Below are 14,490 nucleotides of genomic sequence, written 5' to 3'. Positions count from 1 at the left end.
CCCGATCACATCATGACGCTCGATTCACTCGATACCCCCGCGGCCGTCATCGACGTCCGCCGGATGAGCAAGAACATCGCCTCGATGCAGGCGCGAACGAACGCCCTGGGCGTGAAGTTCCGGCCGCACGTGAAGACGTCGAAATGCCTCGACGTCGTCCAGGCGCAGCTATCCGCCGGCGCACAAGGCATTACGGTTTCCACCCTGAAGGAGGCGGAAATCTTCTTCGCGGCGGGTATTGTGGACATTCTCTACGCCGTCAGCATCGTTCCCTCCAAACTTTCCCGAGTCATGACGCTCAGGAAACAGGGCTGCGATCTGAAGATCATCGTCGACAATGCCAGCGCCGCCGCGGGTATCGTCGCGTTCTACCGCGACACGGATGCACCGCTCGAAGTGTGGATCGAAGTCGATACCGACGGGCATCGCTCCGGCATCGCGCCCGAAGACGATGCGCTGCTGGAAACCGGCCGCATTCTGCAGGCGGGCGGCGTCGAGGTCGGCGGCGTCATGACGCATGCCGGCTCGAGCTACGAACTGAACACGCAGGAGGCCCTGGCGGCGCTCGCCGAGCAGGAGCGCGCCGGCTGCGTGCGCGCCGCAGAACGCCTGCGCGCCGCCGGCATGCCTTGCGCGACCGTTAGCGTCGGCTCGACGCCGACCGCGCTGGCCGCAAGCCGCCTGGATGGCGTCACCGAAGTCCGTGCCGGCGTTTACGCATTTTTCGATCTCGTGATGCACAACGTCGGCGTATGTGCGATCGACGACATCGCGCTCAGCGTGGTCACCACCGTCATCGGCCATCAACTGGACAAGGGATGGATCATCGTGGACGCGGGCTGGATGGCCATGAGTCGTGATCGCGGCACGTCGAAACAATCCCGCGATTTCGGCTACGGGTTGGCCTGCACGCTGGACGGCGCCCCGCTCGACGGCTACCTGCTGATTGGCGCCAACCAGGAACACGGTATTCTGGCGCGAGTGCATGCCGATCATGCACCTGACGAAGGCGATCTCGAAGCCTGCTTTCCGGTTGGCACCCGACTGCGCATCCTGCCGAATCACGCTTGCGCCACAGGTGCGCAGTTCCCCGAATACCATGCCCTGGAACCGACCGGGGAACTTACCGTATGGAGGCGCTTTCATGGCTGGTGAAAATCGTCCGCAGGAACCCGTTCATCCCGCTACGCCGGGTCTGGCAACACCTGGCGGTCACTACAGCCATGTGACGGTCGCAAACGGCTTCGTTTTCGTTTCGGGCCAACTGCCGGTTACCGCCACCGGAACCAGGCTGACCGACCGTTCCTTCGCCGAGCAGGCTCAACAGGTACTCGACAACGTGGAACAGGCGCTGCTGGCCGCGGGCAGCGCCATCGACCGTCTGGTGCAGGTTCGCGTCTATGTCGACGACATCGCCAACTGGCCTGAATTCAACCGTATCTATACAGGTTGGGCCGGTGAGTCGCGTCCTTCCCGAGCCGTTGTTCCTTCTGGTCCGCTGCATTTCGGTTTGAAGGTCGAGGTAGAGGCGGTAGCGGTTCTGTAAATGCGGTACGTCAATGCCCGACGACCCACCCATCCCAGGAGCCTTTTCGATGGAGCTTCGGCAGTTGCAGTATTTCCTCAAGATCGCGGAAGCCGGCACGCTGTCGCGGGCGGCGATCCTGCTGGCGATCGGCCAGCCGGTTCTGACCCGGCAGATCAAGGCGCTCGAAGAGGAGATGGGGACGCCACTGCTTCATCGCACCGGGCGCGGCGTCACGCTCACCGAAGCCGGGCGCATTCTGGAGCAGCAGGCGCGCCGTGTCGTCGACACGCTTCACGACACGGAAGTCGAGATCAGGATGCTGCGCGTGTCGCCTGCCGGGCGCGTGGTGATCGGCATGCCGCCTTCGGTGGCGGCCGTGCTGACCACGCCGCTCGTCCAGCAGTTCCGCCACGAACTGCCGGACGCCGCGCTCGGCATCGTCGAGGGCTTCAGCGGCCATGTGCTCGACTGGCTGATGACCGGCGCGATCGATGTGGCCATCCTGTACAACGCACCCCGCTTGCGCGCGCTAGCCACCGATCCGCTGCTTACCGACGAAATCTTCCTGCTGGGCCCGGCGTCGGATCCCGCCGGGGTCGGCGAGGGCGCGGTGGCCGCGAAGCGTCTTGCCGACCTGCCGATGATCCTGCCGAGCCGCCCGCATAGTTTGCGCGTGATGCTCGACCGCGTACTCGCGAAAGCCGACCTCGCGGCCAACCCCAGGCTCGAAATCAACGCGATGCCTTCCACGCTGCATCTGGTCGAGGCAGGGTTTGGCTATACGATTCTCTCGTATTCGTGCGTGCATCAGCTCGTGGTGGACGGGCGCATTCGCTGCTGGCGGATCGTGCAGCCGACGATGACGCGCTCGCTCGTGATGGCGACTTCGACGCAGCGGCCGGTGACGCGCGTGGCGCGCATGCTGATGCGCATGGCGCACCGGCAGATCGAGCGGCTGATCGACGACGGTCATTGGTCGCCGGCGGGAATCTGAATTCAGCTCGCCGGATCGACGTCGAGCCGCACGATCCAGCCTTCGGTGCCCGGCCGGGCGGCCGGGTAGCGCTGAAGCACCAGCGGATCGTGGCCCGGCACGATATGGGCCGGCGAACTGGCGAGGCGGCGTAGCGTCGCGTAGCCATCGAGCAATGCGTCGACCTGGTAGACGATCGGAAACACGCGCCCTTCGTCCATGTGCGTGTAGAAATGGCTCGCGTCGGAGGCGAGCACGACCCAGCCGCGTTCTGTGAAGACGCGCACGACCTGCAGCCCGCGCGTATGCCCGCCGATATGATGCACTTCGACGCCGGGCGCGACTTCGCCCGCTCCGTCGTGGAACTGCACGCGATCCGCAAACACGCGCTGGACCATCCGGGCGACGTCGTCGGCTTCGTACGCGCCGCGCAGCATGCGGTGGCACATGCACCGCCCGGTCGCGAACGCCATTTCGCTATCCTGAAGATGGAAGCGCGCTTGCGGCAGCAGGGCGTGATTGCCCGCGTGGTCGTAGTGCATGTGCGTGATGATCACGTCGCGCACGGTATCCGGCGCGATGTCGAGCGCGAGCAGTCCCGCTTCGACCGGATGCAGCATCTCGCGTCCTCGCCGCGCGCCGACTTCGCGGTCGAACCCGGTATCGACGACGATCGTGCGCCCGCCGCCGACGATCGCCCACACGTAGTAGGCGAGCGGCATATTGGTGTCGTGCTCGTCGCCGCCGATGAAGTTGTCCGGCGAGCGCCGCGCGAGCGACGCATACCGGATCGCATAGACGCGATAAGGGGAAGGGGGCATCGTGCGCTCCATCGGTGGCGGTCGAGCCGGTTCAGGCGCTGGCCGCCTGTTCCGCGAACACTTCGCGCGCAAGCCGGAACGAATCGACGCCGGCCGGCACGCCGCAGTAGATCGCCACCTGCAGGAACACCTCGCGGATCTCTTCGCGCGTGACGCCGTTGCGCAGCGCGCCCGCAATGTGCATCTTCAGCTCGTGCGGCCGGTTCAGCGCGCTGATCATCGCGAGATTGAGCAGGCTGCGTACCTTGCGCGGAATGTCGTCGCGACCCCATACGCCGCCCCAGCAGTACTCCGTGGTCAGCCGCTGCATCGGCATGTTGAAGTCGTCGGCGGAATTCATCGCCTTCTCGACGTAGGCGTTGCCCAGAATCGCCTTGCGGATTTCCATGCCGCGTTCGAACAGGGCGTCGTCGCCGGAAAATTCGGTGCGGGTATTGCGTGCGTTCATGCTGGTGTGCTCCAGGACAGTGAGTGAATGTTTCGTAAAACCAGGGATGGCGGAACTAGCGGGTAGCCCGAACCGCCGGAGGAATCGATTCCGCGGGCACGTCGCCGGATACCGGCATTTCGGCATGCACCTCTTCGAGCGAGCGCAGCCGCGTTTCCACGCCAAGCGCGAGCAGCACGACGGCCAGCAGTACGAACATACCGGCCATGAAGCACACCACGCCGAACAGGCCCGCTATCGAGAAGACCGTTACCACCGCATACGGAACGCCGACGTTGGCGAGCCGCCCGAGCGCGTTGCACAACCCCATGCCGCGCAGGCGCAACCGGGTGGGAAACAGTTCGGGCGTGTAGGTCGCGAGGCCGAGCGCCGAGAGCACGTAGATGCAGACCGTGACGGCGAAGCCGAATGCAGCGATGGTTGCCATGCTGGTCGCGAACGGATACACGATGCCGAACACCGCGCCGAGCACGGAGAACAGCACGAGGCCCCATTTGCGGCCCAGCCGGTCGGCGATGGCGAACGAAATGAGCGAACCGACCGGACCGCCGGCGAACATCACGGACGTCATCAGCAGCGAATGCGCGATGTCGAAGCCGCGCTTCACGAGCAGCGTGGGCACCCACGAGACGAACGCGTACATCACCGAAAAGCCGATCACGACGACCGCAATGCCGACGATCGTGCGGCTCAACTGGCCGCGTGCGAACAGCTCGCCGAGCTGGCCGCGGTCGGGACTGGCCTGCGCGATCAGCTCCGGGTCGCCGGCGCGAGCGCTGCGGCTTTCGATGTCGCGCACGATCGCGTCGGCCTCTTCGGTGCGCCCGACCGACGCCAGCCAGCGCGGCGACTCCGGCAGCGCCTTGCGCAGATACCAGACGACGAGGGCGCCAACGCCTGGGATCACGAACATCCAGCGCCAGCCGAAGTGCGGGATCACGACGTAGCTCGCCATGGCCGAGAGGAACAGCGAGAGGTTCGTGATCAGATTCAGGATTGCCGCATAGCGCCCGCGCGAATGGGCGGGAATGAATTCGATCAGGGTGCTGTAGCCCACCACGATTTCGGCGCCCAGCCCGAGGCCCATCACGAAGCGGAAGAACACGAGCCAGCCCATCGAAGGGGAAAGGGCCGCCGCAATCGAGCCGATGCCGAACACCATCAGGTTGAACTGGTAGGAAAACCGGCGGCCGAAGCGGTCGCCGAGTATGCCCGCCATCCATGCGCCGATCGTCAGGCCGACGAAGCCCATCGAAATGAACAGCGCGTTGAGATGGATGTCCGAGACGCCGGCGTTGACGAGCGCCCCCAGGACGCCACCGGACAGATAGTTGTCGAATGCGTCGAAGAACATGCCGCCCGCGATCAGCGCCAGCAGATGCCGGTGGAAAGGTCCGATCGCGAGCGCGTCCAGCCGCTGCCCGACGCCAGGTTGCCTCGTGTACATGATGTCTCCTTGATATGAATAGTTATGCGGGCGCCGGCGGGCGGCGCATTCAATGCGGCGGCACGGTCAACCGGATCAACTCGCGCACGTCGGCCAGCCGGTCGATCTGCCAGCAGTGCTCGATCACGCGGCTGGCGACGTCGCGAGGAATCACGCGGGTCTGGTCGTAGAACTTGGCTTCGAGATCGGCGTTGCTCATCGGGCGCGCCAGATTGCCGATCGACTGCTCCAGCGTCTTGTGCAGCACGCGGCCATCCGTCAATTGCACTTCGACTTCCACAGCGTCCTCGCTCACGCGCGCGTCGGCGGTGGCTTCGGTCAGATTGCGCAGCCGCGTGAGCACCGGGTCGGTCGCGACGTCGTCGGTGAATTCGTCGAGCCCCGCTTTGCCGCGCGCAAGACCGATGGCGGCCGCGTGATAGATCGAGAACTTCCCTTCGAGCCCGCAGGTGATGTGCTGCTTGTTGCACAGATCCTTCACGAGCGGGGCGACGCGCAACCGGATCGCGGCGACGTCGTCTGCTTTCAGCGCATGCTCGCGATGTAGCTGAATGCACGCGTCGATGGTCGGATGGATCACGATGCCGCACGGAAACGGCTTGTATGCGTTGTACGACAGGTCGAACTCCGTACCGAAGCCGTCTGTCACTTTGGCAAGATCGTACGCGCTGGCCTCGACCGCCGCGAAACCGCGCGGCCCTTCCAGCCCGTGCAGGCCTGCCGTGAAGTCGCGCTGCGCGAGCAGCGCCGCCATATAGCCGCTCTGCGCCGCACGCCCGGGATGAAACGATTTCGCCATGGAGCCGAACATCTCGCGCAGTCCTGAGGATTGCGTTGCCGCGAGGCCGATCGCATGGATCATCTGCTGTTTCGATAGACCGAGCAGACGCCCGATCGCCACTGCCGCGCCGAACACGCCGATCGAGCCTGTGCTATGCCAGCCGGCCTCGTAATGCGCCGGATACGTCGCGTTGCCGATTCGCGAGCTGACTTCGAAGCCGAGAATGAACGCGTGCAGAAAGTCGCGCCCGCTCACCGGGTTGACGCTCGCATAGGCGAACAGCGCGGACGCCACCGGCGAGCTGTTGTGAATGTAGTTGCGCGGCGTCGTATCGTCGTAGTCGTGCACATGCGTGCTGATGCCGTTCAGCAAGGAGGCGAACAGCGGATCGAAGCGTTCGGTGCGGCCGAGCACGCTGGCCGTGGGGGCCCCCGCGTAGGCGCCCAGAGCGCCGATGGCGATGTCCATGGCCGGATGCGTGCAGCCGCCCAGCGCGCAGCCGGTGATGTTGAGCAGGGCGCGCTTCGCTTCCGCGACGGTGGCAGCAGGAATCGCGTCAGGCGTACTTTCCGCCACGCAGGCCGCCAGTTGCGCGGTGACGTCGCTGGCGACGGCAGGTTGGGTTCTCGCGTTCATGATCGACGGATCTCCACGCCGCCCAGGCGCTCGCTCATCAACGCAACGGCCGTATGATCGGTCTGCGGTCCCAGCAGCGACGACGCGCCGCCCCACAGCTCGCGGCACAGCGAAGCGAACGGAACGTTGATGCCGCGCTGCTGCGCGATATCGAGCGCGATCACGAGATCCTTCACCATCAGCTCGATAGAGAAGCCGGAGTTGAAGCCGCGCGAGATCACGTACTGCTTGAACTTCTTCTGCGTGCTGTTATTGACGCCGGTGGAGGCATTGAGGATATCGACCATATTTTCCGGGTCGATGCCGAACTTCGTGCCGATCAGCAGCGCCTCGATGCCGATCAGGAAGCCGCCCGCCGAAACGAGATTGTTCAGCGACTTCATCGCATGGCCCGAGCCGATCGGCCCGGTGCGCATCACCGATCCCATCGCACCGAGAATGGGCATCATGTCGTCGATCACCGCGCGCTCGCCGCCGGCCATGATCGTCAGCTCGCCGCTCGTTGCGCGCGGCACGCCGCCGGACACCGGCGCGTCGAAAAGGCGGATGTCGTTTTCCGCAAGGCGCCTGGCGAACGCGATCGTCGCGTCGGGACGGCCCGAGGTCATGTCGATGACCGTCGTGCCGGGCCGCATCGTCGCGGCCACGCCATCGTCGGCGAACAGCACCTGCTCGACGACCGAGCTGTTCGGCAGAATATCGATCACGACGTCGCAACGTTCGCCGATCTGCGCGAGCGACGCGAGCTCCACGCCGCCGACTTCGTCGAGAAATTTCGCGCGATGCGGGGCGCGCACGTCGTACGGCACCACCTGGTAGCCTGCTTTGATCAGGCACGAGGCCATGGGCCAGCCCATGGCGCCGAGTCCGATGAATCCGATCAACGGCCGGGTCTGCTCATTCATGGAGTAATCCCTTTTTACTTAGCATTGCTTCATAAAAACAGCGGAGGTTCCAGATTCCGCACTTCACCGCTCCATGACCGGCCCGTCGCGACGGCACTCCGTGAGTTGCACCTCGCGGTCTCCTGGGGGCATCGGCCCGACGGTCATCGAGCTGGTGTTCGGAAACAATCATAGTCTTCGCCCTCATCGCGAGGATGATCATTTTCGGCATATCAGACTCGCCAGTTAGGGCATAGCTCGGGCCGGGCGGATGCCGCACCCGTCGATCCGGCTTGGCGCTAGAATTGCCGCGAAACAGACGTGATCCGGTTGGCTTTGCGGAGCGTCTTGCAGGAACCGCCTTTCCATTTCTTCATTTGCCTCGAACATGAAAACTTTGCTAAAGAGTTTTGCCGCGCTGCTCTACGCTGCCGCTTTGCTGTCTCATGCCGCTCATGCGGAGGAATTGCGCGTCATGACGTCCGGCGGCTTCACGGCGGCTTACGAACTGCTGGGTCCGAAATTCACGGCGGCCACCGGCGACACGCTCGATACGATCCGCGGTCCCTCGATGGGCAAGACGCCCCAGGCCATTCCGAACCGGCTCGACCGGGGCGAGTCGGCCGACGTGGTGATCATGGTGGGCTATGCGCTCGACGATCTCGTCAAGCGCGGCAAGGTCGTTCCGTCGTCGCGCGTGGAACTGGCGGATTCGCGCATCGGAATGGTGGTCAAGAGCGGGGCGCCCGTGCCCGACATCAGTACGGTCGAGGGCCTCAAGAAGGTGTTGCTCGACGCGCAATCCGTTGCGTATTCGGACAGCGCGAGCGGCGTCTACGTCCAGCAGCAGCTTTTCAGCAAGCTCGGCATTGCAGACCAGATGAAAGGGAAGGCCACGATGATCCCGCGGATTCCCGTCGCCAGCGTGGTTGCGAAAGGAGAGTATCAGTTGGGTCTGCAACAGGTGAGCGAGTTGCTGCCCATTCCCGGCGTGACCTTCGTCGGACGGATTCCCGAGTCGGTACAGTCGGTGACGCGCTTCGCGGCGGGCATTCCCGTCAACGCGCCGCATCCGGCCGAGGCCAAAAAGCTGCTCGACTTTCTTTCTTCGGCTGACGCCCAGACCGTGGTCAAGTCGACGGGCCTCGACCCTGTCGTCCATTAACCGGGGCGCCGACATGAGCGTCTTTCGCCGGTGGCTCGTTCTTATCGTGTTGGCAGGGGCATCGTGTGCCTTGGCGACAACGGCGGCGGCTGCCGCCACCACCGCTAAAAGCACTGCATCCGTCCGCGATTTCAAGGGCTGGGAGGTTGTTTGCGACAACGTGAAACGCTGTGCGGCCGTGGGGGCCGATGAGGACAACCCCAGTCTTGTCGTGTGGCTGTGGCGCGATGCGGGCCCGGATGGGGCGATGAAACTGCAGCTCGCGGCCGACAAGCCGCTGCGTGCGGATCAACTGCGCTTCGACGGTCGCGCATTCCGTATCGACGCGTCGAAAACGAAGGCATGGCAGGACAAGACGGCTCAGACGTATGCCTACCGGTTCGCCACGGAAGACACTGCCACCGTCTCGGCCTGGATCGAGGCGGCTCGCGACGCGCACACGATGAGCTTTGGCGATCCGGCTGCGTCGGTCACGCCGGGCATTTCGCTGGCCGGCTTGAGCGCGGCGCTGCTGGCCGTCGATGACATGCAAGGCCGTGTGGGGACCGTGACCGCGTGGCGTCGCGCGGGTGCTGCGCCCGCTTCGTCGGTGCCGGCCGCGAAGCCGCTGCCCGTCGTCAAGGGGGCGCCGCCCGTGCCGGATCTCTCCGCGGCCGAGCAACGCCGGCTGATCGATGTCACGTTCGCGAGCGTGCATGCCGAGGTCGAGCAGTGCGACGCGGACAACGGCGCAACGGACGACACGAAGGGCCCCCATGATGGCAGCCGTGCCGTCGCCCTTTCGGCGAACGAAGCCCTGGTCTCGCTCGCCTGCGGGGACGGCTCGGCCTATAACAATGCGAGCCTCTGGTACCGCGTGCACCGCACGGCGCCGTTTGCCGTGAAGCCGCTGGCCTTGCCCGGCAACACAGGGACCGGCGACGACGGCGATTCCGTGCCGCGAAACCAGTTGACGGGCGCGTTCTACAACACGGACGAGGGCGGCCTCATCAGCTTCGATCGGGCTCGCAGCGTGGGCGATTGCGGCGATTCGATGACATGGGTTTTCGACGGCGCGAATTTCGTGCTGGCGGGAGACCGCTTCGAGGGCGCGTGTGTTGGTCTTCTGATGGATGACTGGCCGTGGGTGTATCGCACAAAGAGGCAGTGAGGCTGCCGATTGCTGCTTGCGTTCGCATGCAGTTTGAATGCGTGGGCGGAGTTTAGCCAATTGCAGACGTCCATATGGTTGCGCAGAACGGCTGGTACCCGGTCTATTGCTGCCGTTCGTTTGCGACAGACCACGGTCGCAACGGGATCCAGACACGCCATAGCCAACTGGCGATCTTCGATCCCGCAGGGCAGTGCCAGGCCAAAAAATCACAGGTCCGTGTTGACAGCCGACGCCTGGACCCACTTCGTCATGGCTAACTCACGAAACATCATGCCGAACGGGCGGCGCCTCGCTGCAGCCGCAAAATCCGTACAAAATTCAGCACAGTAGGCGATTTTTCGCGTTGCCGATGGACTAGCGCGATGCCTGTCGAAAGTGGGCTACCCTTCAGTTCGTGATAAGACACGCTTTCGACCTGAACCTGCCGGATCGATGCCGGAACCATCGCGACGCCGAATCCGGCCGCTACGAGGTTCGCCGCCGACGAGATCTGCGGCGATTCATGCCGATCGAGGGTGCGAAGCCGGCCTCGCGGCACGCGGCGATGATCGAATCATGCAGATCCGGGCCGATCGGCCGCGGAAAGAGGATGAACGGATCGTCCTCAAGATCTGCCAGATCGATTCGTCGTCGCCGGCTCAGGCGATGGTTTGCCGGCAGCACCGCCAACATGCTTTCGTCGACGAGCGGCTCGACGATCAGATCCCTGCAATTTAGCGGCATGCGCACCAGCGCCGCATCGAGCTGGCGCTCCGCGACCTTGTCCAGCAGCGCCGAACTGTTGCTCTCCTCGCAACTGATCGACACGCGCTCATACGCATGCCGGTACTGCTGCATCGTCGTCGCCACCATCGGATGAAACACCGTCGAACCTGCAAAACCCAGCGAAAGCCGGCCTGTCTCCCCACGTCCCGCGTTCCGTACTTCGACGAAAGCCTGTTGCGCGTCCTCGACGATGCGTCGCGCGCTCTCGCGAAAGAGCCGTCCTGCTTCGGTCAATTCGACGCGGCGCGGATGCCGGACGAACAAGGGCGTGCCGATTTCCCGCTCGAGCTTGAGGATCTGCTGGCTTAAGGGCGGCTGGGCGATGCCCAGGTGCGTCGCAGCGTCCGTGAAATGCAGATGCTCGGCCACCGCGAGGAAGTAGCGTAACTGACGAAATTCCATATCTTTTTCGTCTCCAAAAAGTGACTTCGAGATATTGGACTAATGGGTGGCCTGATTTTAACCTTGTGTCAACCCGACGCGCCCAACGATCACACCCCACCGGTTGGTTGAAGCCGATGCGCGTCAAACTCAACGTTTCTTCAGGAGAATTCGATGTCAGTGACGCGCGCACCGTCGGCAGAAGGGCTGGACAGCAAGGCCTCCGCGTTGATTGCGGAACTACGCAACATCGTGGGCAACAAGTACACCATGACTGACGATGGCGCGACCCGCCGCTATCGCACCGGCTTCCGGTTTGGTGCCGGCAAGGCGCTCGCGGTGGTTTGCCCCGGCACGATCGTCGAACAATGGAAAGTGCTGCAGGCGTGCATTGCAGCGAATGTGATTGTCATCACGCAGGCATCGAACACCGGCCTCACCGGCGGATCGACGCCGGACGGTAACGACTACGATCGCGACATTGTGATCGTCAGCACGAGCCGCATGAGGAAGGTCTACGTGATCGACGGTGGCAAGCAGGTCGTTTGCCTTCCGGGCGCAACACTCGATCAACTGGAAAAGACGTTGAAGCCGCTTGGCCGCGAGCCGCATTCGGTGATCGGCTCGAGTTGCATCGGCGCGTCGGTATTCGGCGGGGTGTGCAATAACTCGGGCGGTGCGCTGGTGCAGCGCGGCCCGGCCTATACGGAAATGGCGGTATTCGGGCAGGTGGATGCAGCGGGAAAACTCAACCTCGTCAACCATCTGGGAATCGAACTCGGCGACTCGCCTGAGGATATCCTCGGCCGGCTGGAGCGCCGGCAGTTCAGCGATACCGATATTCGCCTCAATGCGGGTGCCGGATCCGATCACGGCTACGCGACGCATGTTCGTGAGATCGATGCCGATACGCCCGCGCGTTTCAACGCAGACCCGCAGCGCTTGCATGAAGCGTCAGGTTCGGCTGGCAAGGTAATGGTGTTCGCGGTACGGCTCGATACGTTTCCGATCGAGCAGAATGCAAAGGTGTTCTATATCGGCACGAATCGCCCCGACGAGCTTACTGAAATCCGCCGTCACGCGCTGCATGACTTCAAACATCTGCCGATCTCCGGCGAATATCTGCATCGCGACGCTTTCGACATTGCTGAGGAGTACGGCAAGGACACTTTCCTTGCAATCAATTATCTTGGCACCTCCCGGCTGCCCGCGCTGTTCGGACTAAAGAGCCGTTTCGATGCGCTGTTCGACCGTTTCGGTTTTCTCCCCTCGCATCTTACCGACCGTGTCATGCAAGCTGCGAGCCGACTGTTCCCGAGCCATCTGCCGGCCCGAATGAAACAGTACCGTGATAAGTACGAGCACCATCTGATGCTGAAGGTCTCGGCCGAAAGTGTGGAAGAAACGCGTGCCTTCCTTTCACGCTATTTCGACCATGCGACCGGTGGTTATTTTGAATGTACGGACGAAGAAGGCAGGAAAGCATTCCTGCATCGTTTCGCTGCCGCCGGCGCGGCCGTTCGCTATCGCGCGGTACATACTCGGGAAGTGGAGAATATCGTCGCGCTGGACATCGCATTGCGACGCAACGACCGCGACTGGATCGAGACGCTGCCGCCCGACATCGGAGAAACCATCGCTATCACGTTGTACTACGGCCACTTCCTATGCCACGTGTTCCACCAGGATTACATCGTCAAGAAGGGTAACGACTGTCTTGAAGTCGAACATAAGATGTGGAAGTTGCTGGACCGCCGCGGCGCCGAATATCCGGCGGAACACAACGTCGGCCATCTGTACCATGCGAAGCCCCAGCTCGCAGCGTTCTATCAGCAGCTCGATCCTTGCAACTGCTTCAATCCGGGGATTGGACAGACGTCGAAGTTCGCGAAGTATCGGGAAACCGTAGTCCAGGTGACGTCCATTGCCGGCGGGTAGAGTTCCCCGCGACCCACGTCTGTCCTGTGGTCCACCGCAACGAAAACAGTAACGTGTTGACAAGGTACATGCACACATGCTGTCAGGGGCTGCTCCTGGTCGGTTAAGGGACACACCTTGAAATGGGTCACGAGTCTCCTGTGGGTCGTCTACGGTCTACGGCCGACCACATCATCCCGTCAACCATCCCGGATCCACGGCATGGTCATCGCACACCTACTCCCATTCCTGATACCCGGCCGGCGGCGCCGAATTACCGTAACCGGCGGGGTACGGCCGCCGCAGTTCAGGCGGCGTGTACATCTGGTTATATTCCTGCCAGGCAGGCGGAGGGCCCACGACGACAACCCGCTGAGCTACGGCTTGTGTGGGCGGCCTGGGTATGTAGGCGGGCTGCGCGTAAGCCGGTTGGTACCGGGCGGGCGGATACTGCGCAGGTACGTCCTGGTTGGCCTGAACGGTTCGAGGCGGCGGCGCGTATTCCTGCCCCGACTCCTCCGCCGACTCCCGGGACTCTGCCGACGTCGGGTTGTAGGCGGGCGCCCCCACATATTGCTGGGGCTGCCGATTCTGATATTGCCGAAGTTGCCCGCTCTGCGCCGCTGGAGCCGGTTGAGTTTCCTGCTCCGCTCCATATTGCGGTGCCTCATCGGCCTGCCGATACTGCGGCACCTCCCGCTGAGCATTCTGCAAATCGTGGTTCTGCGTCACCTGCGCATCGTCCTGGTCGGATCTGGACTCCGGCAATGCCGCCACGGCTTGTGTCGGAACCAGTATCGGCGGCTCGGATTCGGGGGCAAACAGCTTCGACGGCCTGGCCCGCGTCGAAGCCTGCTTCAGAGGCACAGGTTGCACCTCGGCCCGCTTAGGCGGTGAAGCCGGCTTCGACGACGCAACCGGCGCCAGGACGTGTTTCGGTGGCACAGCTTCGACTTGCATGGAAACGCGCTTCAGCGGCACAGGTTCGGCCCGTGCCAGGACTTGCCTCGACGGCGTGGCCCGCGCCGCGGCAACCCGCTTCGGCGGTGCGACCGGCGCGGAAACTTGTCTCGGCGCAGCCGCTTGCACGGCGACCCGCTTTGCCGGCGCAGCCCGCGCGGCAACCGGCTTTGGCGATACCGGCAAGGGCGCCGCGGCAAGCTGCTTCTGCGGATGCTTCACCTCGTCAGCCAGGTTTGCATAGGACTTCGAGTCTTCTCTGGCGCGGGCGTTGTAGCCGATGAAATACGCGTAGCGCAGCTCTTTCAGGCGCGCCTGATTGTCGACATCGGCGGAGATGCGTTCTTCGCCGGGATCGAGAGACGCGTCCACGCTCGAGTCCTCATAGGCTGAGTCTCCAGCATCGGCGGCACGGACGGATTCGAGATGCAGGGCGCCGAAAGAAGACATCAGCACGGCGATTACCGCGACGAGCCTTTTCTTTTCCATACTTTCACCTCGGGATTCCGTGCGACCGTTCGCCCAGGATTCTCCAATCGCCGGATCGGACTTTCAGTCGTGCTTCCGCGATATCGACTATTTCTAGCACGTCCTGAAGGGCTTGGCATAGTATTTCCGGGTATAACCCAGG

Annotated in this window: 12 protein-coding genes and 1 pseudogene; 6 read left to right on the top strand and 7 right to left on the bottom strand. The window is 63.5% G+C overall.

What is annotated here, in order from left to right; genetic code table 11:
* Nucleotides 1-12: 12 nt before the first annotated feature.
* The 3 genes from WJ542_RS20400 to WJ542_RS20390 are packed head-to-tail and all read left to right on the top strand — an operon-like array spanning nt 13 to nt 2,522.
* Entirely contained in the window at nt 13-1,155 is a 1,143-nt protein-coding gene (locus WJ542_RS20400; protein ID WP_411191262.1) for a DSD1 family PLP-dependent enzyme, read from the top strand.
* A complete protein-coding gene (locus WJ542_RS20395; protein WP_411191261.1) occupies nt 1,145-1,546 on the top strand; it encodes a RidA family protein in 402 nt (133 codons plus the stop codon). The genes WJ542_RS20400 and WJ542_RS20395 overlap by 11 nt, the downstream gene beginning before the upstream one ends.
* Nucleotides 1,547-1,595: 49 nt before the next feature.
* Nucleotides 1,596-2,522, top strand: coding sequence for a LysR family transcriptional regulator (locus tag WJ542_RS20390; protein ID WP_411191260.1), 927 nt, complete (start codon nt 1,596-1,598; stop codon nt 2,520-2,522).
* A gap of 2 nt (nt 2,523-2,524) precedes the next feature.
* On the opposite strand, the gene WJ542_RS20385 is transcribed toward WJ542_RS20390, so the two are convergent.
* From WJ542_RS20385 to WJ542_RS20365, 5 genes are read right to left on the bottom strand one after another with little or no spacing between them, the layout of a single operon-like run.
* Complete coding sequence (locus WJ542_RS20385; protein WP_411191259.1) at nt 2,525-3,322, bottom strand: N-acyl homoserine lactonase family protein; 798 nt, start codon at nt 3,320-3,322, stop codon at nt 2,525-2,527.
* A 31-nt stretch (nt 3,323-3,353) separates the two neighbouring features.
* Nucleotides 3,354-3,770 carry a carboxymuconolactone decarboxylase family protein gene (locus tag WJ542_RS20380; protein WP_411191258.1) on the bottom strand — a complete coding sequence of 139 codons (417 nt, stop codon included), beginning with the start codon at nt 3,768-3,770 and terminating at the stop codon, nt 3,354-3,356.
* A gap of 55 nt (nt 3,771-3,825) precedes the next feature.
* On the bottom strand, nt 3,826-5,217 hold the full coding sequence (locus WJ542_RS20375) for an MFS transporter (RefSeq protein WP_411191257.1): 1,392 nt from the start codon (nt 5,215-5,217) through the stop codon (nt 3,826-3,828).
* A gap of 49 nt (nt 5,218-5,266) precedes the next feature.
* Entirely contained in the window at nt 5,267-6,634 is a 1,368-nt protein-coding gene (locus WJ542_RS20370) for an MmgE/PrpD family protein (RefSeq protein ID WP_411191256.1), read from the bottom strand.
* Nucleotides 6,631-7,539: an NAD(P)-dependent oxidoreductase gene (locus tag WJ542_RS20365; protein WP_411191255.1), complete on the bottom strand. Its 909-nt coding sequence runs from the start codon at nt 7,537-7,539 to the stop codon at nt 6,631-6,633. Before WJ542_RS20365 ends, WJ542_RS20370 begins: the two co-directional genes overlap by 4 nt.
* Nucleotides 7,540-7,906: 367 nt before the next feature.
* On the opposite strand from WJ542_RS20365, the gene WJ542_RS20360 reads away from it, so the two are divergent.
* Together WJ542_RS20360 and WJ542_RS20355 are read left to right on the top strand one after the other, a co-directional pair.
* Nucleotides 7,907-8,683, top strand: coding sequence for a substrate-binding domain-containing protein (locus tag WJ542_RS20360; protein WP_411191254.1), 777 nt, complete (start codon nt 7,907-7,909; stop codon nt 8,681-8,683).
* A gap of 13 nt (nt 8,684-8,696) precedes the next feature.
* Complete coding sequence (locus WJ542_RS20355; RefSeq protein ID WP_411191253.1) at nt 8,697-9,833, top strand: DUF1176 domain-containing protein; 1,137 nt, start codon at nt 8,697-8,699, stop codon at nt 9,831-9,833.
* 271 nt (nt 9,834-10,104) lie between these two features.
* On the opposite strand, the pseudogene WJ542_RS20350 reads toward WJ542_RS20355, so the two are convergent.
* Nucleotides 10,105-11,003 (bottom strand): annotated as a pseudogene (locus tag WJ542_RS20350) (LysR family transcriptional regulator).
* Between the two features lie 153 nt (nt 11,004-11,156).
* On the opposite strand from WJ542_RS20350, the gene dld reads away from it, so the two are divergent.
* The gene (gene dld / locus WJ542_RS20345) at nt 11,157-12,920 is read left to right on the top strand and encodes a D-lactate dehydrogenase (RefSeq protein ID WP_411191252.1); all 1,764 of its coding nucleotides are present in this window, start codon (nt 11,157-11,159) and stop codon (nt 12,918-12,920) included.
* Nucleotides 12,921-13,136: 216 nt separating this feature from the next.
* Here the strand turns inward: dld and WJ542_RS20340 are convergent, their stop codons facing one another.
* The gene (locus WJ542_RS20340; RefSeq protein WP_411191251.1) at nt 13,137-14,348 is read right to left on the bottom strand and encodes a hypothetical protein; all 1,212 of its coding nucleotides are present in this window, start codon (nt 14,346-14,348) and stop codon (nt 13,137-13,139) included.
* Between the last annotated feature and the right edge of the window lie 142 nt (nt 14,349-14,490).

The organism is Paraburkholderia yinzeri (assembly GCF_046581065.1).
Taxonomy (GTDB): domain Bacteria; phylum Pseudomonadota; class Gammaproteobacteria; order Burkholderiales; family Burkholderiaceae; genus Paraburkholderia.
This window is presented reverse-complemented; position numbering and strand designations above follow the sequence as displayed.